This window comes from Streptomyces hyderabadensis (genome assembly GCF_020404845.1).
GTDB classification, from domain to species: Bacteria; Actinomycetota; Actinomycetes; order Streptomycetales; family Streptomycetaceae; genus Streptomyces; species Streptomyces hyderabadensis.
This window is the reverse complement of the sequence record NZ_JAIOJZ010000078.1, coordinates 1-25,946: the sequence shown is the minus strand read 5'-3', so window position 1 is coordinate 25,946 and position 25,946 is coordinate 1. Positions and strand designations below refer to the sequence as shown.

The following is a 25,946-nucleotide window of genomic DNA, read 5'->3' as shown; positions in this document are numbered from 1 at the left end:
GGTACGCCGTCGCCCTCCGGGTCGTCCTCCGGGTCCCCGGTGGCCCGCCGCCAGATCAGCCAGATCGCCCAGTCGACGGGCACGGCGGCGCGCGACGCCTTCCTGGTGAACCTCGGGCGGTACGGAGCGGGTGGCGCGCCGGGTGGCGACGGCACTGGCCGAGCACCCGGACGTCCTGCTCGCCTACTGGGACACCGGTCTGGCCCGACTGGTCGTGACCGCGACCGAGGACACGCTCACCGACCGCGTCGTGGACCACGCCGTCGCACTCGCCGAACAACATGGACTCACCCGAGCGGACCAAGCCGGCCGATCGGGCCCGGCCGACGGGCGTGACCGCTCCGGCCCGGCCGGCCGTGCGGACTCGGCGGGCCGGGACGAGCGGTCCGGTCCGGACGACCTCGTGGACGAGCCGGATCACCCCGGCGACCCCGCCCCGGTGCGGGTCGCCGCGGTCGCGCTCGGGGCCGATGTGCTGGGCATCGCCGCCGCCGTGACCGGTGCGCGGCTGCGGCTGCCGCCCTCGCCGCGCCTGGTCACCGCCGTCGCCACACTGCTGCGCGAGAACCCGGCGTTCCGCGCCTGGCTGCGCGAGCGGCTCGGCGACCACCGCATGGACGTGGCGCTGGCCGCCGCCAACGCCGCCGTGCACGGCGCCGGTCAGAGCCCCACCTCGCTGGTGCTCGACGGGGCGCTGCGCGTCTGCCAGTTGACGGAGGCGGTGGCCCGGGGGGCCGCCTTCGAGGTCGTGCACGACCAGTTGTGCGTCCCCGGCCGGGGCAGCCTGCCCGCCGTACCCGCCCTGCGCCCGGCGCCGCGCACCTCACCGGCCCAGGACTACGCCGCGCACGCCTCGGCGGGCAGCGTGGCGGGCGCCGCCGCGACCCTGCTGGTCAAGCACGACGTGGCCGAGGCGGCGGAGGCGGTGCTGGCCGGTTCGCCCAAGGCGGCGCGCTACGGACCCGCCGCCTTCCACGCCGTACTGAGCGCCGCGCTGTCCCGCACCGGCGTGCTGGTGCGCGACCCCGGGCGGCTGCGGCAGCTGGAGATGGCCCGCACGGTCGTGCTGCACCCCAGCGCGCTGCGGGTGCCGGACGCGGGCGCGGACCCGTGGACCGAGGACGTGCTGGACGCGGCGCGGCGGGCGGGACTGCGCGTGGTCATGGTCGAGGACCCGGCGCTGGCCGACTTCACGGGCCTCGCCGACCAGGTCGTGGCCGCCCGCCGCCCGCTCGCCGACGTCGTGGCCGAGCTGCGCGCCGACGGCGGCGTCATCACCGTCGTACGGCCGTTGCCCGGTGACGACGGCTCCGTCTCGGCCGGGCTGCTCGCCGGGGACGTGGCCGTCGCGCTGGCCGACGCGGACTGCCCGGTGGCCTGGGGCGCGGACGTGCTCGCGCCGCAGGGGCTGGCCGACGTGTGGCGGGTGTTGCGGGCGGTGCCGGTGTCCCGCGCGGTCGGGCGCCGGTCGCAGACCCTGGCCAGGTCCGGGGCCGCGTTGTCCGGGCTGCTGGTGGCGGTCGGCGAGGCGCGCGGCAGGAGCCGGGGCGGCGTGTCCTCGCTGCTGGGGATGCGGCACGCGCCGGTGGACGCGAGCGCGGCGGTGGCCCTGCTGTCCGGGACGCGGGCCGCGATCGGCGTGGCGACGGCCCGCGCCCCGCACCCCCGGGCCCGGGTGGCCTGGCACGCGCTGGACCCGGACGACGTACGGGAACGTCTTGAGCGGGAGCGCGAGCCCGAGCCGACCGCCGTGGAGCAGGCCGGCGCCCGGCTGCGCGCGGCCGCCGACCGGGCGGGCCGGGTGCCCGTGCTGGCACCGGTCCGCTGGTCGTGGCAGCTGGCCCGCGCCGTACGCGGGGAGCTGGACGACCCGCTCACCCCGGTCCTCGCGGTCGGCTCGGCCGCCTCCGCGATCCTCGGGTCGGTCGTGGACGCGCTGCTCGTCGTCGGCGCCCTCGACCTGAACGCCCTGGTCGGCGGTTTCCAGCGGCTGCGCGCCGAGCGGGCGCTGTCCGGGCTGCTGGCGGAGCAGAAGCAGAAGGCCCGCCTGGCGGAGAGCCCCGCGCGGGCCGGTGACGCCGGCGCCCCGGCGGGTGGTGGCGGCACGGATGGCGCCGGGGCCGTCCGGGGCGAGGCGCCGGACGGGGAGGGGACGGGGGAGCCGTCCACGGAGGCCGAGCCGCGGATCGTGGACGCGGCCAAGCTGCACCCCGGTCAGGTGATCGAGCTGAAGGCGGACGACGTGGTGCCCGCCGACGCCCGGCTGCTGTGGGAGGACGGCCTGGAGGTGGACGAGTCCGCGCTGACCGGTGAGTCGCTGCCGGTGGACAAGTGCGTGGACCCGGCGCCCCGCGCCCCCGTCGCCGAGCGGTACTGCATGGTCTTCGAGGGCACGACCGTGGTGGCCGGGCGGGCCCGGGCCGTCGTCGTCGACACCGGCGACCACACCGAGGCGGCGCGGGCGGTCGCGCTGGCGGCCCGTACGCCGTCGGCGGCCGGGGTGCAGGCCAGGCTACAGGAGCTGACCCGCAAGGCGCTGCCGCTCACCCTGGCGGGCGGGGCCGCGGTGACCGGGCTCTCGCTGCTGCGCGGGGCGCCGATCCGGCAGGCCGTCGCCGGTGGTGTGTCGGTGGCGGTGGCCGCCGTGCCCGAGGGACTGCCGCTGGTGGCGACGGTGGCCCAGCTCGCGGCGGCCCGCCGGCTGAGCCGCCGGGGCGTCCTGGTGCGCACCCCGCGCACGCTGGAGGCGCTCGGCCGGATGGACACCGTCTGCTTCGACAAGACGGGCACCCTCACCGAGAACAAGCTGCGGCTGTCGCGGGTGGCGGGCCCCGACGGCACGGTCCGCCGGGTGGGCGACCCGGAGACCGCCGACGCCGTACGGGTCGCCGCGCGCGCCTGCCCCCGGCTGAACGGGGACGGCGACCGGCCCACCCACGCCACCGACGAGGCGATCCTGGACGCGGCCGGGGACGACCCCGGCTGGACGCAGCAGGAGGGCCTGCCCTTCGAGACCTCCCGGGGCTACGCCGCCGCCGTCGGACGCGAGGGCGGGCGGGGCCCCGCCGTGCTGGTGGTCAAGGGCGCCCCGGAGACGGTGCTGCCCGCCTGTGCCGACCTGCCCGCGCACACCGCCGAGGTGGCGCAGCGCCTCGCCCGCGCCGGACTGCGCATCATCGCGGTGGCGCGGCGGACCGTGGCGAAGGGCGAGCAGGCGGCCGACGTCCTCGAACAGCCGCCGTCGAAGCTGGAGTTCACCGGACTGCTGGCGCTCGCCGACGTCCCCCGCGAGACCTCCCCGGCGCTGGTGCGCGGGCTGCGCGAGGCGGGCGTACGGCCCGTGGTGCTGACCGGCGACCATCCGCAGACCGCCCACGCCATCGCCGTCGACCTGGGCTGGCCCGAGGACGCGGTCGTGGTCACCGGCGACGAACTCGCCGCCGCCGACCGCACCGCCCGCTCCCGGATGCTGCGCGACGCGGACGTGGTGGCCCGGGTGGCGCCCGAGCAGAAGCTCCAGGTGGTCGAGTCGCTGCGGGACGCCGGGCGGGTCGTCGGCATGGTCGGCGACGGCGCCAACGACGCCGCCGCGATCCGGGCCGCCGACATCGGCGTCGGCATCAGCGCCCGCGGCTCGGCCGCCGCCCGCAACGCCGCCGACCTGGTGGTCACGGGCGACGACCTGCTGGTCCTGGTGGAGGCGGTGCGGGAGGGGCGGGCCCTGTGGCACAGCGTCGCCGACGCCATCGCCATCCTGATCGGCGGCAACGCGGGCGAGGTCGGCTTCGGCATCCTCGGCACGGTGCTGGGCGGCGCCGCCCCGCTGTCCACCCGCCAGATGCTGCTGGTCAACCTCTTCACCGACCTGTTCCCGGCGATGGCGGTCGCGGTCACCAAGACGGGGGACCCGGAGCAGGAGGCCGCCGACGCGGGCGCGCCGCTCGGCACGGCGGTGCTGGGCGAGCCCCTCATCCGGCAGATCCGGCACCGGGCCCTGACCACGGCGCTCGGGGCGACCGCGGCCTGGCTGCTGGGCCGCTTCACGCCGGGCACGCAGCGGCGTTCGACGACCATGGCGCTGTGCGCGGTCGTCGGCACCCAGCTGGCCCAGACGCTCGCCGACCGCCGCGACAGCCGCCTGGTCCAGGTCACCTCCCTCGGTTCCGCCGCCGCCCTGGTCGCCCTGGTCCAGACCCCGGGCGCCAGCCGTCTCTTCGGCTGCACCCCGCTCGGCCCGGTCGCGTGGACGGCCGTGGCCGCGGCGATCGCCCTGGCGCTGGCCGGCCAACGGGCGCTGCCCGGGGTGGAGGACGCGATCGTGACGTACTGGCCGAAGCTGGCGGAGCGGCTGCCGGCGGCGGTGAAATCCGGTGCGGGGTCCCAGAGCGGCAGGGGATGATGCGCGGGTTCGCCGTAACCGGCCGAAAGGCGTGTCCGTGCTCCCCCTGGACGAGATCCGGACCCTGCTGGGCGAACACGACGACCCGGACCACCGGGAACGGCCCCGGGACTTCGATCCGCGGGCCGCGGTGCGCCGCTTCGACCTGCTCACGGACGCGCTCAGGCGGCGTTTCGGGCCGTCCGTCCAGGCGGGGCTGTACCAGGACTCCAGCGCGTGCGCACGGTTCTCGGTCCCCGCGGGCGGTACCGGTCCCGCCGGGGGCCTGTGGGTCGAGCTGAGCAACTTCGGCGGCTTCGTCACCGCCGGTACGGGCGCCCACGGGACCGCGGCCTCCGCGACGGGCCCGAGCGGGGAGTTCGTGACGTGGCTGGACGAGGTGTGCACGGCGGCGGGCTGCGTCTTCGTCCCGCTCGACGTGCTGCTGGAGCCGTATAACGGCCCGACCCCGACCCTGGTGGACGAGGACCGGGCCTTCGCCGAGGTGGTCGCCGCGCCCGGACACGACGGCGAGGACGACGAGGACGGCGACATGCAGGCGGTCTGGGCCGACCGGTACTTCGACTACGTCTGAGGCGCCCTCACGCCCCCGTCCGTGCCGCCTCCCGGACCTCCGGCGACTGGAGGCGCTCGGCCGTCCGTTCCGCCGTGCCGCGGGCCCAGCGGCCGCTGGTGACGGCGCCCAGGACGAGGACCGCGAGGCCGCAGGCGGCCAGGATCCACCAGCCGGGGCGGGCGGCGGAGACGAAGGTGTCGCGGTACGACGAGGCGCCCACGCCCGCCGCCAGCACCGCGCCGACCACCGCCACGCCGAGCGTCTGGCCCAGCTGGCGGCTGGTGGAGGCGACGGCCGCCGCGACCCCGGCCTGGGACCGGGGCATGCCGGAGACCGCGGTGTTGGTGATGGGCGCGTTGACGAAGCCGAAGCCGATGCCGAACAGGACGTAGCCGAGGAAGAGCGTGACGTCGGAGGTCTCGGCCTCGAAGGCGGCGAACAGCGTCCCGCTCACGGTCAGCGCGCCGCCCGCGATCAGCAGCGGCAGGCGTGGCCCCCGGCTGCCGACCAGCCGCCCGGCGAGCGGGGCGCACAGGAAGGTCGGGACGGCCATCGGCAGCATCCACAGGCCGGCCTCCAGGGCGCTCAGCCCACGCACGTTCTGGAGGTACAGCGTGGACAGGAACAGGAACCCGCCCAGCGCGGCGAACGCGCTGACCGCGATCACGGTGGCCCCGCTGAACGGCGCCGACCGGAAGAAACGCAGCTCGACCAAGGGGTCCGTGCGCCGGGGCTCGTGGACCAGCAGACCGATCAGCGCGGCGAGCGCCAGCACGGCGAAGGGCAGCACGGTCGTGAACCCGGCGTTCGGCGCCTCGATGATCGCGTACGTCAGGGAGCCGAACAGCACGATCACCATCAGCTGGCCCAGCGGGTCGGGGCGCCGGGCCTTCGGCGCGCGGGACTCGGGGACGAAGCGGAGGGTGAGCAGGAGGGCGGCCAGGCCCACCGGCAGGTTGACCCAGAAGATCGAGCGCCAGCCGACGGACTCCACGAGCACCCCGCCCACCAGCGGCCCGGCGGCCATGGATATGCCGACCACCGCGCCCCAGACGCCGATCGCGCGGGCGCGTTCGCGCGGGTCGGTGAAGGTGTTGGTGATGATCGACATCGCGACCGGGTTGAGCATCGAACCGCCCACCGCCTGCAGCATCCGGAAGACGATCAGCGAGGACAGGTCCGGGGCCAGGGAGCACAGCAGCGAGCCGAGGGTGAAGAGCACCAGGCCGGTCATGAAGACCCGTTTGCGGCCGATCCGGTCGGCCGTGGAGCCGGCCAGCATCAGCAGCGCGGCCAGCACCAGCGTGTACGCGTCGATGGCCCACTGCAGGCCCGACGTGCTCGCGTGCAGGTCGCGCTGCATGGCGGGGAGGGCGACGTTGAGGATCGTGTTGTCGATACTCACGATCAGCAGGCTCATGCAGCAGATGGCGAGCACGAGCATGCGGCGGCGACGGTTCAGCTCGGGCATGGACTCCATCGTACGCCCATTTCGATAGTGCGGCTAACTAATGACTGTTACATGATCTTCCCGCGTGCGTGACAATGGGGGAATGTCCACGCTCACCACGCCCGCCCCCGACCACACCGCCGCGCCCCTGCGGATCGGCCCGCACACCGTCGTGCCGCCCGTGGTGCTGGCGCCGATGGCCGGCATCACCAACGCGCCCTTCCGCACCCTGTGCAGGGAGTTCAGCGGCGGCAAGGGCCTGTTCGTGAGCGAGATGATCACCACCCGGGCGCTGGTCGAGCGCAACGAGAAGACCATGCAGCTGATCCACTTCGACGCGAGTGAGACCCCGCGCTCGATCCAGCTGTACGGCGTCGACCCGGTGACCGTCGGCAAGGCCGTCCGCATGATCGCGGAGGAGGACCTCGCCGACCACATCGACCTGAACTTCGGCTGCCCGGTGCCGAAGGTGACCCGCAAGGGCGGCGGCTCCGCGCTGCCGTACAAGCGGAACCTGCTGCGCGCCATCGTCCGCGAGGCCGTCACCGGCGCCGGTGACCTGCCCGTCACCATGAAGATGCGCAAGGGCATCGACGACGACCACCTCACCTACCTCGACGCCGGCCGCATCGCCGTCGAGGAGGGCGTGACCGCCATCGCCCTGCACGGCCGCACCACCGCCCAGCACTACGGCGGCACCGCCGACTGGGACGCCATCGCCCGCCTCAAGGAGCACGTCCCGGAGATCCCGGTGCTGGGCAACGGCGACATCTGGTCCGCCGAGGACGCACTGCGCATGGTCCGGGAGACCGGCTGCGACGGCGTCGTGGTCGGACGCGGGTGCCTCGGGCGGCCCTGGCTCTTCGCCGACCTGGTCGCCGCCTTCGAGGGCCGCACCGACGCCTTCGTACGGCCCACGCTGCGCGAGGTCGCCGACGTGATGGTGCGGCACGCGACCCTGCTGGGGGAGTGGATCGGGGACGAGGCACGCGGCGTCATCGACTTCCGCAAGCACGTCGCCTGGTACCTCAAGGGCTTCGCCGTCGGCTCCGAGATGCGCAAGCGGCTCGCGATCACCTCCTCCCTGGAGGCCCTGCGCGCCGGGCTCGACGAACTCGACCTCGACCAGCCCTGGCCCACCGGCGCCGACGGCCCCCGCGGCCGCACCTCCGGCAACAACCGGGTGGTCCTGCCGGACGGCTGGCTGAAGGACCCCTACGACTGCGCGGGCATCGGCGAGGACGCGGAGCTGGACACCTCCGGCGGCTGATCAGCCCTTCGTGGGGTGCGGGACCGAGCCGTACGCCGTCAGGAAGCGGTCCCGGAAGGCGCTCATCTTCCACACCGGGGCGTCCTTCGCCGGTTCGAGGCCCTCCGTCCAGTCCCAGTCGTCGATCGCGTCGAGCACCTTGGGGTCCTTGGCGACGACCGACACCGGGACGTCCCGGCTCGCGCCGTCGCCGCTGACGCGGGCCAGCGGCTGGTGGTCGCCGAGGAAGACCAGGACGGTGTCGTCGGTGCCGTAGCGCTCCAGCCACTGGGTGAGGCTGGTGAGCGAGTACTGGATCGACCTGCCGTACTCCTCCTTCGAGCGGGCGGAGTCGGTGATGATGTCGGACGCCTTCACGCCCGCCGCCTCGATGCCCTCGTACACCGAGCCGTCGCCGACCTCGTCCCAGCCGACCATCCTCGGGACCGGCGCCCACGGCTGGTGGCTGGAGGTGAGGATGACCTCCGCCATCAGCGGCCGCTCGCGCTTCCTGCCGTGCTCCAGGCGCTGGAACGCCTCCAGCGCGTACTGGTCGGGCATCGTCGACCAGCTGAACTTCGGCCCCCGGTAGCCCACGTCGAACGCGTCGTACACCTTGTCCAGGCCGTACCAGTCCGCCTCCGGCCAGGCCTTCTGCACCCCCGGCATGATCCCGACCGTGTCCCAGTCGCCGGTCTTCTCGAAGGCCTTGGTGAGGGTGAGGTGGTCGCCCGCGGTGACGGTGCGGTAGCGCTGCTGGTTGTCCACCCACAGGCCGGACAGGAAGGTGGAGTGGCCGAGCCAGCTGCTGCCGCCGTACGTCGCCGAGGTCAGCCAGCCGCTGCGGGCGTGGAAGCCCGCCTGCGCCAGCGCCGCGGTGCTCGCGTCCAGCGTCCGGCCGACACCCGGTGCCATCACCGGGTCCTCGATCGCGCTGCGGCCGTAGCTCTCGATGAACGTGAAGATCATGTCCTTGCCGCGCAGGTCCGGCACCAGCTGATCGCCGGGCGTGGCGCCGAACCGGTCGGCCTTCGCCTCCCTCGCGAAGGCCGCCTCGTCCCGCAGCGTGTCCGCCACCCGGTGCGCCTGGGCCCGGGCCGCCTGGGAGGCGCTCGTGGTGGCGACCGGTACGCCGAAGGTCTGCACGCCCAGCGCCGCGCAGGTCATCCACACGGTGGCCGCCATCAGCGCGCCCCGCGCCGCCCGCTCCCGGTGCGCGGCCAGCAGCTCGCCGAGCCGGACCGCCGCCAGCGCCGTCAGCACCAGCAGCAGGACCGCCAGCACGACGGCGCCCACCGCGGCCCAGGTCGCCGCCGCCCCGCCCATCGAGTCCGCCACGAAGGACTGCGCGTCGTCGAGCAGTCCCCAGTCCAGGACCAGGTTGAAGTTGCGGCCCAGGTATTCGGTGAAGCCCATGTCGAGCAGGTTCAGCACGGTCAGCGCCCCGAGGGCGGTGCCGAACAGCGCCGCCGCCACCAGCCGCGGCAGGCGCGGCAGACAGAGCAGCAGCACCGCCCCGACGACCGCCTCCCCCGGGATCCGCGCGAAGCGGTTGGGCTCCAGGGCGACGAGGGTGTTGGGCAGCAGGAGGGCCCCGAGAACCAGAATGGCCGAAACGGCCGTGGTTACCCGGCGGACGGCGAGGGCGGCACGCGGGTGCCGGGTGCGCCATGCGCGCCAGTGGGCGAGCCGGGTCCTGAAGGTCTCCAGCGGGGCGGGTCCCGGTGCGGCGGGGGTGCCGGGGTCGTCGGCGGCGTCGTCGGGTGGCCGCGGCGGCCGGTGGAAAGGCGTGATGACGGGCACCCGAAGGTCCTTCCGTGCGAAACCCGGTGGACGGCGGGCCCCGGCGAGGGGGCCGGGACCCGCCGGACTCTCGTACGTCCGCCGAGGGCCGTCCGTTCACCGGTCCGTCCACCGGTCCGCATGGTGAAATCCGGCGGCTTGTGGGAGCGTGATTCTCGCCACCTCTGATAGGAGTAGCGCTCAGATGAGCGGATCTTGAGTGACTCCACTTCTCCAAGGTGTGGCACTGAGTGCCATATGTTGATCGTTCATCGAGCGAACTCAAACGTGGAGAACTCTGCTCATACGAGCGGCGAAACGGGCGTTCAAGGGTCCGTGCGTTCAAGAAGTGAAAACACAAGCCGTCGGTCGCTTGCCAACCCTTGACTTTCGATCCGCTGGCGGACGAGTGGTTACGGGTGCATGACGCGCAAGTGGACGTACCCAGGTGCCTTTGATCTGGGTACATTCCTCGCCGTCAGGGCAGCCACCGCGTCCTCGAGGAGTCGAGACCCGTGTCGGAAAACAAAGATCCCCAGGTAGCGAACGCACCGAAGTTCGTTTACGACTTCACCGAGGGCAACAAGGACCTCAAGGACCTCCTCGGCGGCAAGGGCGCCAACCTCGCCGAGATGACCAACCTGGGCCTTCCGGTCCCTCCCGGCTTCACCATCACCACCGAGGCCTGCAAGACCTACCTCGACAGCGGCGAGGAGCCGGCGGCACTGCGTGACGAGGTGAGTGCGCACCTCGACGCCCTCGAAGCGAAGATGGGCAAGAAGCTCGGCCAGGCCGACGACCCGCTCCTGGTGTCGGTGCGGTCCGGGGCCAAGTTCTCCATGCCCGGCATGATGGACACCGTCCTCAACATCGGCCTCTCCGACAAGTCGCTGCAGGGACTGGCCAAGCAGGCCGGCGACGACCGCTTCGCGTGGGACTCCTACCGCCGTCTGATCCAGATGTTCGGCAAGACCGTGCTCGGCGTCGACGGCGACCTCTTCGAGGAGGCGCTGGAGGCGGCGAAGACGGCCAAGAAGGTCGCGGTCGACACCGAGCTGGAGGCTGCCGACCTCAAGAAGCTCGTCACCAAGTTCAAGAAGATCGTCAAGACCGAGGCCGGCCGGGACTTCCCGCAGGACCCGCGCGAGCAGATGGACCTCGCCATCAAGGCGGTCTTCGAGTCCTGGAACGGCGAGCGCGCCAAGCTCTACCGCCGCCAGGAGCGCATCCCGCACGACCTCGGCACCGCCGTCAACGTCTGCTCCATGGTCTTCGGCAACCTCGGCCCCGACTCCGGCACGGGTGTCGCGTTCACCAGGGACCCCGCAAGCGGCCACCAGGGCGTCTACGGCGACTACCTGCAGAACGCCCAGGGCGAGGACGTCGTCGCCGGCATCCGCAACACCGTCGCGCTGGCGGAGCTGGAGCAGATCGACAAGAAGTCGTACGACCAGCTGATGCAGATCATGGAGACGCTGGAGAACCACTACCTGGACCTGTGCGACATCGAGTTCACCATCGAGCGCGGCCAGCTGTGGATGCTCCAGACCCGGGTCGGCAAGCGCACCGCGGGCGCCGCCTTCCGGATCGCCACCCAGCTCGTCGACCAGGGCCTGATCGACGAGGCCGAGGCCCTCCAGCGGGTCAACGGCGCCCAGCTCGCCCAGCTGATGTTCCCGCGCTTCGACGAGGAGGCGAAGGTCGAGCAGGTCGGCCGGGGCATCGCGGCCTCGCCGGGCGCGGCGGTCGGCAAGGCCGTCTTCGACTCGTACACGGCCGTCAAGTGGTCCCGTTCCGGCGAGAAGGTCATCCTGATCCGCCGCGAGACCAACCCGGACGACCTGGACGGCATGATCGCCGCCGAGGGCATCCTGACCTCGCGCGGCGGCAAGACCTCGCACGCCGCCGTGGTCGCGCGCGGCATGGGCAAGACCTGTGTCTGCGGCGCCGAGGAACTGGAGGTCGACACCAAGCGCCGCCGGATGACCGTGCCCGGCGGGCAGGTCGTCGAGGAGGGCGACGTCGTCTCCATCGACGGCTCCTCCGGCAAGGTCTACCTCGGCGAGGTGCCGGTCGTGCCCTCCCCGGTCGTCGAGTACTTCGAGGGCCGCATGCACGCGGGCGCCGAGGACGCCGACGAGCTGGTCGAGGCCGTGCACCGGATCATGGCCTTCGCCGACCGCAAGCGCCGGCTGCGGGTGCGCGCCAACGCCGACAACGCCGAGGACGCGCTGCGCGCCCGCCGGTTCGGCGCCCAGGGCATCGGCCTGTGCCGCACCGAGCACATGTTCCTCGGCGACCGGCGCGAGCTGGTGGAGCGGCTGATCCTGGCCGACACCGAGGCCGAGCGGGAGGAGTCCCTGAAGGAGCTGCTGCCGCTGCAGAAGCAGGACTTCGTCCAGCTCTTCGAGTCGATGGACGGCCTGCCGGTCACCGTCCGGCTCCTGGACCCGCCGCTGCACGAGTTCCTGCCCGACATCACCGAGCTGTCGGTGCGGGTGGCGCTCGCCGAGTCCCGCCAGGAGCCGCACGAGAACGAGCTGCGCCTGCTCCAGGCCGTGCACCGGCTGCACGAGCAGAACCCGATGCTGGGCCTGCGCGGCGTCCGGCTCGGCCTGGTCATCCCCGGCCTGTTCACCATGCAGGTCCGCGCCATCGCCGAGGCCGCCGCCGAACGCAAGGCCGCCAAGGGCGACCCGCGCGCCGAGATCATGATCCCGCTGGTCGGGACCGTCCAGGAGCTGGAGATCGTCCGGGAGGAGGCCGACCAGGTCATCGCCGAGGTCGAGGCGGCCACCGGCGCCAAGCTCAAGCTGTCGATCGGCACGATGATCGAGCTGCCGCGCGCCGCGCTGACCGCCGGGCAGATCGCCGAGGCCGCGGAGTTCTTCTCCTTCGGCACCAACGACCTGACCCAGACCGTGTGGGGCTTCAGCCGCGACGACGTCGAGGCCAGCTTCTTCACCGCCTACCTGGAGAAGGGCATCTTCGGCGTCTCCCCGTTCGAGACCATCGACAAGGACGGCGTCGGCTCCCTGGTCGCCGCCGCCGCGAAGGCCGGCCGCGCCACGCGCCCCGACCTGAAGCTCGGTGTCTGCGGCGAGCACGGCGGCGACCCCGAGTCCGTCCACTTCTTCCACGAGGTGGGTCTGGACTACGTCTCCTGCTCCCCGTTCCGGATCCCGGTGGCCCGCCTGGAGGCGGGCCGGGCGGCGTCCCGGTCGAAGGGCAGCGACCACCGGTAACCCCCGACGGGGGCCGAAGACCCCGGAGCCGCCGTCTGTCACCCGACCACCCTCACCGATCGGCGGCGGCTCCGGTCCACGAGAAGAGGCGGCACCCGTGCGGGGGTGCCGCCTTTTGTGACACGTTCAACGGTGTGAATCGCTGTGTGCTGAGCAGCAGCAAGCTGTCAGCAGAGTTGGAGCGCCCTGGCAGCGGGCAGGGGCCGGCACCCGGAACGGTGGTTGGATGACGCAGACGGATCACAGGGAACCGGCCGGCACGACCGCCCGCGACGGGACCGGGGACAGAATCGCCGACGCGGTGCCCAGCCCCCGGACCGGCGCGCGGGAGCGGGTCCCCGAGGCCGGGCCCCCCGTCCGCAGGAACCGGCTCGCGGCCCTGGACGGACTGCGTTTCCTGGCCGCCCTGTCGGTGGTCTTCTTCCACTTCGTCGGCCAGGTGCCCTCGACGATGCGGACCATCTGGGACCGCCCCGTCGAGGACGTCTTCCCCGAGGCGCACCCCTACTTCGCCTACGGCCGCCTCGGCGTCGAACTCTTCTTCCTGATCAGCGGTTTCGTCATCTGCATGAGCGCGTGGGGCCGCACCCCGCGCGACTTCTTCATCTCCCGCGTCACCCGGCTGTACCCGATGTACTGGGCGGCCATCGCGATCACGGCCTGCGTGATCTACTTCGCCGACAACCCGTTCGGCCACCCGCACCCGCGCGTGCTGTTCGCCAACCTGACGATGCTCCAGACGCCGCTGGGCGTGGAGAACCTGGACTCGGTCTACTGGACGCTCTGGCCCGAGCTGTGCTTCTACCTGACCTTCGCGGTGGTGGTGTGGAAGGGCCTGACCTACCAGCGCGTGGTGATCTACTGCGGTCTGTGGACGGTCGCCGCCGTGCTGGCCCCCAGCGCCGACATCCACCTGCTCACGCTGCTGGTGAACCCGCCGTCCGCGCCGTACTTCATCGCGGGCATGGCCTTCTACCTGATGTACCGCTACCGGCCGACCCCGCTGCTGTGGGGGATCGTCGCCATGTCCTGGCTGCTGGCGCTGCACTATCTGCTGACGCCCGGCGGTGGCCGGCTGGACTGGAGCGTGTGGCAGCCGGGGCGCGGCTGGCTGGTCCTGGTGATCACGGTGTTCTTCCTGCTGATCGCCGCCGTCGCGCTCGGCTGGACCAGCCGGATCCGCTGGCGGTGGCTGACCGTCGCGGGCACGCTGACCTTCCCGCTGTACCTGCTGCACGACGCCATCGGCGTCAACGTCCTGCACCGCTTCGGCGACCGTGCCCACCCGTGGGTGGTGGTCTGTGTGACCGTCGCCGCCCTGGTCGCGCTCTCCTACGTCGTGCAGCGGTTCGTGGAGCGCCCGGTGGCCCGGGCCGCACGGCGCTGGCTGAGCAGCGCCGCCTTCAGCCTCAAGCCGCCGGAGCCCCGCCGCTGAGGCGACGGGGCTCCCGGGGAGCGCCGGGGCCGGAGGGCGGGCCGGGTCAGGCCGCGCCGTCGCCCCGGCGCCGGCGCGCGGCCAGCAGCAGTCCGCCGCCCGCGAGCACGACGATCCCGCCGCCCGCCGCGAGGTACGGCGTGCTGTCGTCGCCGCCGGTCTCGGCCAGGTCGGTGCCCTGCTGACCGGCGGTCTCGTCCCCGCCGCCCGCCTCGCTCCCGGAGTCCTCGCCGCTCCCGCTGCCCGCCGCGTCGTCGGTGTCCTCGTCGCTCGCGGGCACGAAGCCGGCCGGCGGCTTGTCGCAGCCGACGCCGTCCTGGTCGCGGTCCAGGTGCTCGCCGTAGTGCTCGTCACCCTCCTTGATGTTGGAGTAGCCGTTCTCGTACGCCTCGGTGCAGTTCTTGAACGGGTGGGCGCCGTCGTGCGCCTGGGCGGCGGCGGCCGGCAGGGCGGCCAGGGCCAGCGCGGCGACGGTCACGGCGGCGGGCTTGCGGAGCAGCTTCATCGAGAGTCCCGGGAATGGTGTGGATGGGCGGATATGAGGTGACGAAGCTATTGAGGTGACCGAGATGTGGTGGGGATATGAAGGACTCGTGATGAGAACGTGACCTGACCGGACGGTAGCTCTCCGCTCAGACCCGCCGGGCGCGTACGGTGAGACGGTCCGGACCAGCGAAGGAGCCGCGGATGACCGGCTGGAGCACGGGCGACATCCCCGACCTGGACGGGCGCGTCGCCGTCGTCACCGGGGCCAACGGCGGCCTCGGCTACGTCATCGCCCGGGAGCTGGCACGCAAGGGCGCGTCCGTCGTGCTCGCCTGCCGCAGCGAGGAGCGGGGGAGCGCGGCCGTGGCACGGCTGCTCGGCGAGGTGCCCTCCGCCGCCGTCGAACCGGCGCGGCTGGACCTGGGCGACCTGGCCTCGGTCCGGGAGTTCGCCTACGGACTGCCCTACGAGCGCCTCGACCTCCTCGTCAACAACGCCGGGGTGATGGCGCTGCCGCACAGCACCACGGTGGACGGCTTCGAGACCCAGTTCGGCGTCAACCACCTGGGGCACTTCGCCCTCACCGGGCTGCTGCTGCCCTCCCTGCTGGCCGCGCCCGGCGCCCGGATCGTGACCGTCTCCAGCCTCCTGCACCTGCTGGCCAACGTCGATCCGCGCGACCTCAACAACGTGCGCCGGTACGGCCGCTGGACCGCCTACGCCCGCTCCAAGTCCGCCAACCTGCTCTTCACCCACGAGCTGGCGCGCCGGCTCGCGGCCCGGGAGGGTGCCTCGGACGTCCGCGCGGTCGCCGCCCACCCCGGATACGCGGAGACCGGACTCCACGCCGCCGGGCCCCGGGCCGAGGGGCGCCGGCTCGCCGGGCGGCTGGCGCGGCTGGGGAGCCGGGTCTTCGCCCAGTCCCCGGAGGCGGGCGCGCTGCCCGTGCTGTACGCGGCGACCGCCCCCGGCGTGCCCTCCGACTCCTTCACCGGCCCGTCCTTCGCGATGTGGCGCGGGGCGCCCGCACCCTCCCGGCGGGCGTCGTGGACCACCGACGACGCGATGGGGGAGCGGCTGTGGGCCGCCTCCGAGCGGCTGACCGGCGTCATCTACGAGGCGCTGCTGCCCTGAGGCGCCGCTGCCCCGCTCCGCCGCCGCTCCGGGGGCTCCGGGGCCGCCCCGCCCGCTCAGGCCGTCTGGCCGCCGTCCACCACCAGGTCGGTGCCCACCACCGACGCCGCGTCGTCGGACGCCAGGTACAGCACGGCCGCCGCCACCTCCGCCACCGCCGAGACCCGGCCCAGCGGCGTCTCCCCGCGCATCCGCTCGGCCCGCCCGGCCTCCGTCTCGCCCGGCCGCAGGGACATGGAGGTCGCCGTGGCGCCGGGGCTGACCGCGTTGATGCGGACCCCGTCCCCGATGTGGTCCAGGGCGGCGCCCCGGGTGAGGGCCGAGACGGCCGCCTTGGTCGCCGCGTAGGCCGCGGCGCCCGGGCTGCGCTTGTGCGCCCCGAAGGTGGAGGCGATGTTCACGATCGCGCCGCCGCCCGGCTGGGCGCGCATCTGCCGGACCTCCGCGCGCAGCGCGAGGAACACACCGGTGACGTTGATGTCGAGCTGTGTGTGCCAGTCCTGCTCGGACAGCTCGGCGACGGGCACCCCGCCGCGGAAGACGCCCGCGTTGTTCACGGCGACGTCGAGGGAGCCGAAGTGTCCGACGGCGGCGGCCACCAGGGCGTCCACGTCGGCGGGCCGGGTGACGTCCGCGGAGACGGCCAGCGCCTTGCCGCCCGCCTCCTCGACCAGGGCCGCCGTCTCGTCGAGCGGTCCCCGGGCGCGCCCGGCGACGACCACGTGCGCGCCCTCGGCGGCCAGGGCGAGGGCGACGGCCCGGCCGATGCCGGAGCCCGCGCCGGTGACGAGGGCGGTCCTGTCGGTGAAACGCCGGGTGGTCATGGATCTCCCCTTTTCCCGACCGGTTTTCTAGACCGATCGATTCAATATGCGGGCGTGAAAACACCCCTCCGCAGAGGGGTGCGTACGGGTCTCAGTCGAGCAGCGCGAGCGCCTGTTCCGCCGCGTCCCGGACCCTGACCGGGTCCGGCGAGGCCTTGCCGACCACCCGCATGCCCTGGAGCAGGACCAGCAGCATCCGGGCGAGGGCCAGCGGATCGCGCCCGGCGGGCAGTTCGCCCTCGGCGCGGGCCCGGGCCAGCGCCGTGTGCAGCACGGTCTCCAGCTGGTCCCAGTTCCGCTCGACCCGCCGGGCGGCGGCCGCGTCGTGCGGGGCCAGCTCGGCGGCGGTGTTGGTGACGAAGCAGCCCTGCAGCCGCGAGTCGTCGGCGCTCGCCTCGGCGGCGTAGCGCCGCACCAGGGCGCGCACGCCCGGCAGTGCCGGGCCCGGCCGGGACAGGTCCGCCAACAGGTCCGGCAGCAGACCCTGTTCGTAGTGCGCCAGCGCCTTCAGGTACAGCTCGCGCTTGTTGCCGAAGGTCGCGTAGATGCTGGCCCGCCCGACGCCGAGGTGCTCGACGAGGTCGGACATCGACGTCGCCTCGTAGCCGCGCCGCCAGAACAGCTCCAGGGCTGCCCGCAGCGCGGCGTCCGGATCGAACTCCTTGGTCCTGGCCACGTCCCGCAGCCTAAGCCGGTCTGAAACGATCGGTCAAGAAAGCTCGGCTCAGGCGGCCTTCACCTCGTACGTCTCCACCCGCGTCGTCTCGTCGTCCAGGCACTCCCCGGTCGTGAGGTCGAAGCGCTGCTTGAGCAGCGGGGAGGCGACGAACGGGCGGCCCCGGTGGGTGCCGGTCAGCCCGCGGGAGAGGACCGCAGCGCCGGTGAACGGGTCCCGGTTGTCGATGGCGTACAGCCCGCCGTCCCGGTCGCGGAACAGGGCGACCTGGCCGCCGTCCGGGAGCAGGGCCGCCACGCCCCGGCCGGGGAGCAGGACGCCGAGGTCGCAGGCCGTGAACCAGTCGTCCGTCAGCCGCAGCCGCACCTTCAGGCCGGTCGTCTCGGGTGCCAGGGGCTCGGGTGCCAGGGTCATCGCCGGGTGCTTCCTTCCAGGAGGTCGTCTTGCGAGGGGCGCCGCAGACCGATGTCCAGCAGCGGCAGATCGGGCTTCATCTGGTCGCGCTCGGGCACGAAGCCCACGACCGGGTCGGGGGTGTCGGGCGCGTTCACGAAGGACACGAACCGGGCCAGCTTCTCCGGGTCGTTGATCGTCTCGGCCCACTCGTCGCGGTAGTGCGCCACATGGGCGGACATCAGGGACTCCAGCTCGTCGCAGATGCCGAGCGAGTCGTGCACCACCACGTCCCGTACGTGGTCCAGGCCGCCGGGAAGGCGCTCCAGCCAGGTGGAGGTGCGCTCCAGCCGGTCGGCGGTGCGGATGTAGAACATCAGGAAACGGTCGATCAGGCGGACCAGTTCGGCGTCCGAGAGGTCCTGTGCGAGCAGGTCCGCGTGGCGCGGGGTGGCGCCGCCGTTGCCGCCCACGTACAGGTTCCAGCCGTTGGACGTGGCGATCACGCCGAAGTCCTTCGACTGCGCCTCGGCACACTCCCGGGCGCACCCGGAGACCGCCGACTTCAGCTTGTGCGGGGAGCGCAGACCCCGGTAGCGCAGCTCCAGGTCGATCGCCATCCGCACCGAGTCCTGCACGCCGTAGCGGCACCAGGTCTGCCCCACGCAGGACTTCACCGTGCGCAGCGACTTCCCGTACGCGTGCCCCGACTCGAAGCCGGCGTCCACCAGCCGCGCCCAGATCAGCGGCAGCTGCTCGACGCGGGCGCCGAACATGTCGATGCGCTGACCGCCGGTGATCTTCGTGTAGAGCCCGAAGTCCCGGGCGATCTCGCCGATCACGATCAGCTTCTCCGGCGCGATCTCGCCGCCGGGGATGCGCGGCACGACGGAGTACGAGCCGTTCTTCTGGAGGTTGGCCAGGAAGTGGTCGTTGGTGTCCTGCAGCGCCGCCTGCTCGCCGTCCAGGACGTAGCCGCTCGCGCCGATCGACGGGGCCAGCGAGGCGATGATCGAGCCGACCGCCGGCTTGCACACCTCGCAGCCCTCACCGCCCCGCGCGCCCTGACGGCCGTGCCGGTCGAGCAGCTCGCGGAAGGAGGTGATGCGCAGCGCGAGGACGATCTCGTACAGCTCCTCGCGGGTCTGGGCGAAGCAGCCGCACAGGCCCTTGTCGACCTCGACGCCGCCCGCCTCCAGCTCGGCGGTGACCAGCTGCCCGAGCACCTTCACGCAGGAGCCGCAGCCGGTGCCGGCCTTCGTGCACTTCTTCACCTCGGGCACGCTGGTGCAGGAGTGCTCCGTCACCGCGCCGCGGATGGTGCCCTTGGTGACGTTGTGGCAGGAGCAGATCACCGCGTCGTCGGGCAGCGCGGCCGGGCCCAGCTGGGCCGGGGCCCCGGCACCGGCGGGCAGCACCAGGGACTCGGGGGAGACCGGCGGGACCGAGCCGGTGAAGGCGCGCAGGGTGCCGTACGCCTCCGCGTCGCCGACCAGGATGCCGCCGAGCAGGGTGCCGTCGCGGCCGACGACCAGCTTCTTGTACAGGCCCGCGCGGGAGTCCGAGTAGACGACGTCCAGGCAGCCCTCGGCCGTGCCGTGCGCGTCGCCGAAGGACGCGACGTCCACGCCGAGCAGCTTCAGCTTGGTGGACAGGTCGGCCCCCGTGAAGGACGCCTCGTCGTCGGCGATCGCCGCGGCGGCCGTCTCGGCCTGCTCGTACCCGGGCGCCACCAGCCCGTACACCCGGCCGTCGGCCGCCAGCGCGCACTCGCCGATCGCGAACACCCGCTCGTCGGTGACCGTGCGGCACCGCTCGTCGACGCTGATCCCGCCACGCTCGCCGACCGCCAGCCCGCAGTCCCGGGCGAGCTGGTCGCGGGGGCGGACCCCGGCGCTGAACACCACCAGGTCGGTGGCGAGTTCGGAGCCGTCGGACAGCTTCATGCCGGTGACGGCGCCGTCCGCGCCGGTCAGGATCTCCTGGGTGCCGACACCTGTGTGGACGGACAGCCCCATCTCCTCGATGGTGCGCAGCAGCGCCGCGCCGCCGCCCTCGTCGACCTGCACCGGCATCAGGCGGGGCGCGAACTCCACGATGTGCGAGGTGAGTCCGAGGCCCTGGAGGGCGCCGGCCGCCTCCAGGCCGAGCAGCCCGCCGCCGACCACGGCACCGGTCGTCGCCCGGGTCCTCGCGTACTCCTCGATGGCGAGCAGGTCCTCGATCGTGCGGTAGACGAAGCAGCCCTCGGCGTCCTTGCCGGGCACCGGCGGGACGAACGGGTAGGAGCCGGTGGCCAGGACGAGGACGTCGTACTCGACGACCAGCCCCGAGCGGGCGGTCACCGTGCGCGCCCCCCGGTCGATCGTCTCCGCCGGGTCCCCGACACGCAGCTCGATGCCGTGCTGCTCGATGAAGGCCGGGTCGGTCAGCGACAGGTCCTCGGGGGTCCGCCCCGAGAAGTACGAGGTGAGCTGGACCCGGTCGTAGGCGGGGCGCGGCTCCTCGCACAGGACGACCACGCGGTGCGTGCCGGTCAGCCCGCGCCCGGCCAGGGCCTCCAGGAAGCGCTGGCCGACCATGCCGTGGCCGACCAGCACGATCGTCGGGGTGTGCGCCGGGGTGGCGGTCATCAGGAGCCTCCGTGTTGGGTGAGCAGGTGGAGCAGGGGGCCGCCGTCGGAGGGGAGCGGCTCTGCTCCCTCCCAGGCGCGCGCCAGCGCGCCGACGGTGCCGAGTTCGCCGACCAGGACCCCGCCGACCAGCCGGTCGTCGCGGACGACGACCTTGCGGTAGGTGCCCCGGGTGGCGTCGGCGAGCTGCACGACGTCGTCGCCGGGGCGGGGGTCGGTCTCGCCGAACGCGGCGAGGTCGAAGGGGTCGAAGGAGCCGTCGGACCCGGTGAGGGTGAGCCGGGTCAGCGAGCGGGTGCCGGTGTAGTGCCGGGGGGCGGTGCCGTCGCCGGCGAGCAGCTCGGCGAGGACACCCGCCTGTTCGAGGGCGGGCGCGGCCAGCCCGTAGACCCGGCCGGCGTGCTGGGCGCAGTCGCCGACGGCGCGGATGTGCGGGTCGGAGGTGCGCAGCTCGTCGTCGACCAGGACGCCCTTGCCGACGTCGAGGCCCGCCTCCCGCGCGAGCCCGACCCGGGGCCGGACCCCGCAGGCGAGCACCACCAGGTCGGCGCCGAGGGCGTACCCGTCGCCCATCTCCACCGACCGCACCGCCCCGCCGACGCTGCGCACGTCCCGTACCCGGCACTCGGTGTGCACCTCGACGCCGAGACCTTCCAGGTGCCGGCGCACCAGCGCGGAGGCCGCCGGGTCGAGCTGTCGCTCCATCAGCCGCTCGGACTGCTGGGCGAGGACGACCTGGGCGCCGCGCACGGCCAGCGCGCGGGCGGCGGACACCCCGAGGAGCCCGCCCCCGACGACGACGGCCCGCGCCCTGGGCCGCACCGCCTTCGACAGCCCGAGACAGTCGTCCATGGTCCGGAACGCGTGCACGCCCTCGGGCAGCTCGCGCTCGGGGGTGAACAGGCCGCGCAGCGGCGGCAGCACGGCGTTGGAGCCGGTGGCCAGGACCAGCGTGTCGTACGCGATCACGGACCCGTCGGCGCACCGCACGGTCCGCCCGGCCCGGTCGATGCCGGTGACCCGGCCGCGCAGCAGCCCGGCGGGCGCCGGCAGGGCGATCACCTCGGGGCCGTAGCGTCCGGCCAGCACCTCGGCGAGCAGCACCCGGTTGTACGGGCGGTGCTCCTCGTCGCCGAGCGTCAGCGCGGGCGTGCCCAGCTCGCCGAGCCGCCGGGCGAGCGCCACGCCCGCGAGTCCGGCGCCGATCACCACCACACGCTTCTTCGAGGTCATGGCACCGAGCGTGCGGTGCGGGTGTTACCCGGCGGCATCCCCGCTGTTTCCCACCGGGAACGCTGCCCTCAGCGGGGGCGGCCGGTGCCTGTGAGGGGCGGCGGGAAGCTCAGAAGTCCCTCATCTCGATGGACGGCACATCCATCCCGTCCATAGGGTCGCGATCATGCCCGACATATCGCTGACCACGGTCGTCCTGCTCTGCCTCGCCGCGCTGGCGGCCGGCTGGATCGACGCGGTGGTCGGCGGGGGCGGCCTGCTGCTGCTCCCCGCACTCCTGCTCGGCCTGCCCTCCGGCACCCCGGCCGCGCACGCGCTGGGCACCAACAAGGCGGTCGCCATCGTCGGCACCACGGGCGCGGCGGTGACGTACGCCCGCAAGGCGCCGGTGGACGTGCGCACCGCCGTACGCATCGGCCTGGCGGCACTGGCCGGGTCGTCCGGCGGGGCGTTCTTCGCGGCCGGGATGAGCACCGAGGTGCTCAAGCCGGTGATCATGGTGGTGCTGCTCGCGGTCGCGGCCTTCGTGATCCTGCGCCCCGCCTTCGGCACCGCACCCGCCACCGGCCCGGCCACTCGCCGCCAGATCCTCACCGCGATCGCCCTCGCGGGCGTCGGCATCGGCTTCTACGACGGCCTCATCGGCCCCGGCACCGGGACCTTCCTGGTCCTGGCCCTGACCGCGCTGCTCCACCTGGACCTGGTGACCGCCTCCGCCACCGCGAAGATCGTCAACTGCTGCACCAACGCGGGCGCCCTCGCCACCTTCGCCTGGCAGGGCGCGGTGCTGTGGCAGCTGGCCGCCCTGATGGCCGTCTTCAACCTGGCCGGCGGCATGTTCGGGGCCCACACGGCCCTCAAGAGGGGCAGCGGCTTCGTCCGCGTCGTCCTGCTGACGGTCGTCTTCGCGCTGGTGGCGAACCTGGCCTGGGAGCAGTGGGTGGCGTAGCCCGCGACGCGGGATCCGGGGCTCACCGGCTACCGGTCAGGTGCGCGAAGACGACCACGTTGCCCTGGTAGCCGGTGCTGCGTGAGTAGGGGCCGCCGCAGGTGATGACCCGCAGTTCGGGGCGGTCGGCGGCGCCGTAGACCTTCTCGTCGGGGAAGGCGTCGGCGGCGTACACCTCCACCGCGTCCACGGTGAAGACGGCGACACCGCCGTCGCGCCGGTCCACCTCGATCGTCGCGCCCTTCTCCAGGGCGCCGAGGCGGTAGAAGACGGCGGGGCCCTCGGCGTTGTCGACGTGTCCGGCGACGATCGCGGTGCCCGTCTCGCCGGGGGTGGTGCCGGCCTCGTACCAGCCGGCGAGGTTCTTCTGCTCGGCGGGCGGCACGTCCAGGCTGCCCGCCCCGGTCAGGCCCAGGCCGGTCAGCGGGGCGTCCACGCCGATCGCCGGGATGCGGACGCGGTCCGGCGGGGAGGGCGGCAGCGCCGGTGCGGCGGCGCCCCGGTCGGCCTGCCCGGCCCGGTCGGCGGCGCCGGACTGCGCGGCCGACGGCTGCGGCGGGGCTTCGGTGCGGGCGCCGCCGAGCAGCAGCAGCCCCCCTGAGCAGAGGGCGACCGCCGTGACGGCCGCTATCGCGGTGTCCTTGACCCTGCGCATGACGTCCCCTCTCCCTCGTCTCCCTCGGATCCCTGGGAACCCCGGCCCCCTCCGGGCCGCGAGGGGCGTCGGACCCGGAGGGGGTGGGGAAGTGCGGTACCGGCGGACGGGCAGCGGAGGGTGCCCGTCAGATCCCGTCGCCTCTCGCCCGGCGATGCAGGAGCCAGGTACCGCCCGCGGCGGCGACGGCGAGAGCCGCCACACCGGCCGCGGTCTGTACGGGATCGGGGCCAAGAGCGCCGCCGACCCCCGTCTTCACGCTTCCTCTGGGGTACACCTGCTCCGCGGCCGAGGTCAGCGTGACCACCAGGTCGCCCGTCACCCGCCGCTCGTCGTCCCCGCAGGTCGCGACGATCTCGTAGGTCCCCGGCTGGGCGCTCGGCGGCACCTCGAAGTGGCCGGTCGCCCCGCCCTCGCCGGTGCCCGGCGCCAGCGGGAAGGCGCCCGCGCCGACCGCGCTGGCGTCACCCGCCGCCGAGCCGCCCTTCCCGCACACCGCGGTCGTCACCACGGCCCGCTCGCCCGGCACGACCGAGGACGGGTACACCGTCAGGCCGCCGGCGGCGACGGCATCCCCGGCGTACACCGGGGCCGCGGCGGTCGAGGTGGTCAGACCGACGGCCGCGGCGGCGAGCGCGGTACCGGTCAGCAGGCGGGCGGTACGTCGCATCGGTGCTCCTTCGAGCTCTTCGGTGGCCCCTGCCCTACCGAGGAAAGTGGCCCCGGCCCCGGCCCGCTCCCCGAGCGGTGTGAACGGGTGACCGGTGCCGCCGAACGGGCCCGGAGCGCGGCCAGTTGACCTCAAGCAAACTTGAGGTATCAGGCTCTCCCGTATGAACACCACGACCACCGCGAACACCACCACGGACCCCGTGAACACCACGGACGCCGCGAGCACCGCGGACCCCGTGAACCCGACGACCGCGCCGCTGCGCGTGACCCTGCTCGTCGGCAGCAACCGGCACGGCCGCTTCGGCCCCGTCGTCGCCGACTGGCTCCTGGACCACCTCCGGGCCCACGACGACCTGGTCCCCGAGGTGGTGGACGTCGCCGGGACCGACCTGCCCACGACCTTCGCACCGAGCCCGGAGGCGACCGCCGCACTGGCCGAGATCACCCCGAAACTGGCGGACGCCGACGCGTTCGTCGTGCTCACCCCCGAGTACAACCACTCCTTCCCGGCGGGGCTGAAGAACGTCATCGACTGGCACTTCACCGAGTGGCGGGCCAAGCCCGTCGGCCTGGTCTCCTACGGCGGTCTGGCCGGCGGCCTGCGGGCCGCCGAGCACCTGCGCCAGGTCTTCGCCGAACTGCACGCCGTCACCGTCCGCGACACCGTCTCCTTCCACAACGCGGGCGCGTCCTTCGACGGCGAGGGCAGGCTCAGGGACCCGTCCGGCCCGGGCGCCGCGGCCAAGACGATGCTCGACCAACTGGTGTGGTGGGGCCGGGCCCTGCGGGAGGCGAAGGAGAAGCGGCCCTACGACGGCGTGTGAGGCGCCGCGGGAACGTCGCACGGGTGCCATAGGAACTTCCTATGGCACCCGCTGCAATTTCGTCTTTGCCTCCGGTTATTTCCGGGATCTACCGTGAGTGCGTCATTACGGGATTCCTGGAAAGGCCAGTGGAATGACCGCGATCGAAAACGCGTCGGAAATTCGGGAACTCGCCGGAAAGCGAGCACTCGTCACCGGCGGCACGCGGGGCATCGGAGCGGCGATCGTCCGCCGCCTCCTGGGCGCGGGCGCCGAGGTGCTCACCACCGCCAGGTCGGCGACGGCCGCGGCGCCGGAGGGGGCGGGCTTCGTGCCGGCGGACGTGCGCACCACCGCCGGGGCCGAGGCGGTCGCCGCGGCCGCGCGGGAGACGCTGGGCGGGGTGGACATCCTGGTCCACAACGCGGGCGGGGCGCGGCCCCACCAGGACGGCCTGCTCATCCCCGACGAGGAGTGGCTGGACACGCTGAACCTGAACCTCCTCGCGTCGGTCCGCCTGAACGCCCTTCTGGTACCGGACATGCGGGAACGGCGCTCGGGGGCGGTCGTGCACATCTCCACCGCCGCGGTCGCGCCCCCTGCGCCCCCGTTCCTGCACTACCAGGCGGCGAAGGCGGCGCTGGACAACTACAGCGCCGGGCTGGCCGCGACGCTGGCCCCCTCCGGCGTCCGGGTCAACACCGTCAGCCCCGGCCGCACCGCCACCCCCGGCGGCGAGGAGACCCGGGAGCACTGGGCGAGCCTCGACGCCGGACCGGCCGCGAGCGGCACCGCTCCGCTGGGGCGCGACGGCCTGCCCGACGACATCGCCCAGGCGGTGCTGTTCCTCGTGTCCGACCGGGCGGGCTGGGTGACCGGGACCAGCCTCGCCGTGGACGGCGGGGAATATCCCAGGGGCTGAACTCCGAAAAAGTGAAGCCGGAAGAGCGGTGCCGGAAAAATGCGAAAAGGAATCAGGGACATGGGTGGGTTCAGCAACAAGAATGCCGTGATCACGGGTGGCGGCAGCGGAATGGGTTTTGCCATGGCGGAACTGCTGGTGGCCGGCGGAGCCCGCGTCGTGATCACCGGCCGCTCGCAGGCCACGCTCGACGCCGCGCGGCAGCGGCTCGGGGAGAACGCGGTGGCCGTCCGGGGCGACGTGGCCTCACTGCCGGACCTGGACGCTCTCGCCGACCGGGTGAAGGCCGAGCTGGGCACGGTCGACGCCCTGTTCGTCAACGCCGGCGTCGCGGCCCTGACGCCCCTCGGCTCGACGACCGAGGAGGCCTACGACGAGCTGTTCGCGATCAACGTCAAGGGCGCCTGGTTCACCGTGCAGAAGCTCGCCCCGCTGCTGAGCACGGGCGCCG

Annotated in this window: 20 protein-coding genes; 10 read left to right on the top strand and 10 right to left on the bottom strand. The window is 73.6% G+C overall.

Annotated elements, in window-relative coordinates:
* Positions 1-130: 130 nt before the first annotated feature.
* Positions 131-4,399: a cation-translocating P-type ATPase gene (locus tag K7854_RS34480; protein WP_226030495.1), complete on the top strand. Its 4,269-nt coding sequence runs from the start codon at positions 131-133 to the stop codon at positions 4,397-4,399.
* Positions 4,400-4,430: 31 nt separating this feature from the next.
* Positions 4,431-4,973: a hypothetical protein gene (locus K7854_RS34475; protein ID WP_226030494.1), complete on the top strand. Its 543-nt coding sequence runs from the start codon at positions 4,431-4,433 to the stop codon at positions 4,971-4,973.
* A gap of 7 nt (positions 4,974-4,980) precedes the next feature.
* Here the strand turns inward: K7854_RS34475 and K7854_RS34470 are convergent, their stop codons facing one another.
* Positions 4,981-6,426, bottom strand: a complete 1,446-nt coding sequence (locus tag K7854_RS34470) for an MFS transporter (protein WP_226030493.1) — start codon at positions 6,424-6,426, stop codon at positions 4,981-4,983.
* 82 nt (positions 6,427-6,508) lie between these two features.
* On the opposite strand from K7854_RS34470, the gene dusB reads away from it, so the two are divergent.
* Positions 6,509-7,675, top strand: coding sequence for a tRNA dihydrouridine synthase DusB (gene dusB / locus K7854_RS34465; protein WP_226030492.1), 1,167 nt, complete (start codon positions 6,509-6,511; stop codon positions 7,673-7,675).
* On the opposite strand, the gene K7854_RS34460 is transcribed toward dusB, so the two are convergent.
* Complete coding sequence (locus K7854_RS34460; RefSeq protein ID WP_226030491.1) at positions 7,676-9,457, bottom strand: alkaline phosphatase family protein; 1,782 nt, start codon at positions 9,455-9,457, stop codon at positions 7,676-7,678.
* Between the two features lie 494 nt (positions 9,458-9,951).
* Here K7854_RS34460 and ppdK point away from each other — a divergent pair, with 494 nt between their 5' ends.
* Both ppdK and K7854_RS34450 read left to right on the top strand, forming a co-directional pair.
* Positions 9,952-12,681, top strand: coding sequence for a pyruvate, phosphate dikinase (ppdK, locus tag K7854_RS34455; RefSeq protein WP_226030490.1), 2,730 nt, complete (start codon positions 9,952-9,954; stop codon positions 12,679-12,681).
* Positions 12,682-12,907: 226 nt separating this feature from the next.
* Complete coding sequence (locus K7854_RS34450) at positions 12,908-14,116, top strand: acyltransferase family protein (protein WP_226030489.1); 1,209 nt, start codon at positions 12,908-12,910, stop codon at positions 14,114-14,116.
* A gap of 46 nt (positions 14,117-14,162) precedes the next feature.
* On the opposite strand, the gene K7854_RS34445 is transcribed toward K7854_RS34450, so the two are convergent.
* Positions 14,163-14,621: an excalibur calcium-binding domain-containing protein gene (locus K7854_RS34445; RefSeq protein ID WP_226030488.1), complete on the bottom strand. Its 459-nt coding sequence runs from the start codon at positions 14,619-14,621 to the stop codon at positions 14,163-14,165.
* A gap of 182 nt (positions 14,622-14,803) precedes the next feature.
* Here K7854_RS34445 and K7854_RS34440 point away from each other — a divergent pair, with 182 nt between their 5' ends.
* Entirely contained in the window at positions 14,804-15,736 is a 933-nt protein-coding gene (locus K7854_RS34440) for an oxidoreductase (RefSeq protein ID WP_226030487.1), read from the top strand.
* 56 nt (positions 15,737-15,792) lie between these two features.
* Here the strand turns inward: K7854_RS34440 and K7854_RS34435 are convergent, their stop codons facing one another.
* The 5 genes from K7854_RS34435 to K7854_RS34415 all read right to left on the bottom strand — a co-directional run bounded on the left by K7854_RS34435 (position 15,793) and on the right by K7854_RS34415 (position 21,494).
* Positions 15,793-16,560 (bottom strand): SDR family NAD(P)-dependent oxidoreductase, encoded by a 768-nt coding sequence (locus tag K7854_RS34435; RefSeq protein ID WP_121715087.1) that lies wholly within the window; start codon positions 16,558-16,560, stop codon positions 15,793-15,795.
* A 91-nt stretch (positions 16,561-16,651) separates the two neighbouring features.
* Complete coding sequence (locus K7854_RS34430) at positions 16,652-17,236, bottom strand: TetR/AcrR family transcriptional regulator (RefSeq protein WP_226030486.1); 585 nt, start codon at positions 17,234-17,236, stop codon at positions 16,652-16,654.
* A 48-nt stretch (positions 17,237-17,284) separates the two neighbouring features.
* Positions 17,285-17,650 carry a nitrite reductase small subunit NirD gene (gene nirD / locus K7854_RS34425; RefSeq protein ID WP_226030485.1) on the bottom strand — a complete coding sequence of 122 codons (366 nt, stop codon included), beginning with the start codon at positions 17,648-17,650 and terminating at the stop codon, positions 17,285-17,287.
* The gene (gene nirB, locus K7854_RS34420) at positions 17,647-20,262 is read right to left on the bottom strand and encodes a nitrite reductase large subunit NirB (protein WP_226030484.1); all 2,616 of its coding nucleotides are present in this window, start codon (positions 20,260-20,262) and stop codon (positions 17,647-17,649) included. The genes nirD and nirB overlap by 4 nt, the downstream gene beginning before the upstream one ends.
* Entirely contained in the window at positions 20,262-21,494 is a 1,233-nt protein-coding gene (locus K7854_RS34415; protein WP_226030483.1) for an NAD(P)/FAD-dependent oxidoreductase, read from the bottom strand. Before K7854_RS34415 ends, nirB begins: the two co-directional genes overlap by 1 nt.
* 166 nt (positions 21,495-21,660) lie before the next feature.
* Between K7854_RS34415 and K7854_RS34410 the strand changes: the two genes are divergently transcribed.
* Complete coding sequence (locus tag K7854_RS34410) at positions 21,661-22,443, top strand: sulfite exporter TauE/SafE family protein (RefSeq protein WP_226030482.1); 783 nt, start codon at positions 21,661-21,663, stop codon at positions 22,441-22,443.
* A gap of 22 nt (positions 22,444-22,465) precedes the next feature.
* On the opposite strand, the gene K7854_RS34405 is transcribed toward K7854_RS34410, so the two are convergent.
* On the bottom strand, positions 22,466-23,098 hold the full coding sequence (locus tag K7854_RS34405; protein ID WP_226030481.1) for a class F sortase: 633 nt from the start codon (positions 23,096-23,098) through the stop codon (positions 22,466-22,468).
* A gap of 127 nt (positions 23,099-23,225) precedes the next feature.
* Positions 23,226-23,768: a GVDTG sorting domain-containing protein gene (locus K7854_RS34400; RefSeq protein ID WP_226030480.1), complete on the bottom strand. Its 543-nt coding sequence runs from the start codon at positions 23,766-23,768 to the stop codon at positions 23,226-23,228.
* A 163-nt stretch (positions 23,769-23,931) separates the two neighbouring features.
* Between K7854_RS34400 and K7854_RS34395 the strand changes: the two genes are divergently transcribed.
* The 3 genes from K7854_RS34395 to K7854_RS34385 form a co-directional block, all read left to right on the top strand.
* Entirely contained in the window at positions 23,932-24,594 is a 663-nt protein-coding gene (locus K7854_RS34395; protein ID WP_264088098.1) for an NADPH-dependent FMN reductase, read from the top strand.
* A 133-nt stretch (positions 24,595-24,727) separates the two neighbouring features.
* A complete protein-coding gene (locus K7854_RS34390) occupies positions 24,728-25,495 on the top strand; it encodes an oxidoreductase (RefSeq protein ID WP_226030479.1) in 768 nt (255 codons plus the stop codon).
* Between the two features lie 60 nt (positions 25,496-25,555).
* On the top strand, positions 25,556-25,946 hold a 391-nt coding region (locus K7854_RS34385), incomplete at its 3' end, for an SDR family NAD(P)-dependent oxidoreductase (protein ID WP_226030478.1).

Excerpts from the sequence above, each read along its gene's own strand:
- K7854_RS34440 (WP_226030487.1), top strand. The coding sequence starts at position 14,804 with ATGACCGGCTGGAGCACGGGCGACATCCCCGACCTGGACGGGCGCGTC.
- nirD (WP_226030485.1), bottom strand. The coding sequence starts at position 17,650 with ATGACCCTGGCACCCGAGCCCCTGGCACCCGAGACGACCGGCCTGAAG.
- K7854_RS34470 (WP_226030493.1), bottom strand. The coding sequence starts at position 6,426 with ATGCCCGAGCTGAACCGTCGCCGCCGCATGCTCGTGCTCGCCATCTGC.
- K7854_RS34390 (WP_226030479.1), top strand. The coding sequence starts at position 24,728 with ATGACCGCGATCGAAAACGCGTCGGAAATTCGGGAACTCGCCGGAAAG.
- K7854_RS34400 (WP_226030480.1), bottom strand. The coding sequence starts at position 23,768 with ATGCGACGTACCGCCCGCCTGCTGACCGGTACCGCGCTCGCCGCCGCG.
- K7854_RS34415 (WP_226030483.1), bottom strand. The coding sequence starts at position 21,494 with ATGACCTCGAAGAAGCGTGTGGTGGTGATCGGCGCCGGACTCGCGGGC.
- dusB (WP_226030492.1), top strand. The coding sequence starts at position 6,509 with ATGTCCACGCTCACCACGCCCGCCCCCGACCACACCGCCGCGCCCCTG.
- K7854_RS34405 (WP_226030481.1), bottom strand. The coding sequence starts at position 23,098 with ATGCGCAGGGTCAAGGACACCGCGATAGCGGCCGTCACGGCGGTCGCC.
- K7854_RS34410 (WP_226030482.1), top strand. The coding sequence starts at position 21,661 with ATGCCCGACATATCGCTGACCACGGTCGTCCTGCTCTGCCTCGCCGCG.
- K7854_RS34450 (WP_226030489.1), top strand. The coding sequence starts at position 12,908 with ATGACGCAGACGGATCACAGGGAACCGGCCGGCACGACCGCCCGCGAC.
- K7854_RS34445 (WP_226030488.1), bottom strand. The coding sequence starts at position 14,621 with ATGAAGCTGCTCCGCAAGCCCGCCGCCGTGACCGTCGCCGCGCTGGCC.
- nirB (WP_226030484.1), bottom strand. The coding sequence starts at position 20,262 with ATGACCGCCACCCCGGCGCACACCCCGACGATCGTGCTGGTCGGCCAC.
- K7854_RS34395 (WP_264088098.1), top strand. The coding sequence starts at position 23,932 with ATGAACACCACGACCACCGCGAACACCACCACGGACCCCGTGAACACC.
- K7854_RS34435 (WP_121715087.1), bottom strand. The coding sequence starts at position 16,560 with ATGACCACCCGGCGTTTCACCGACAGGACCGCCCTCGTCACCGGCGCG.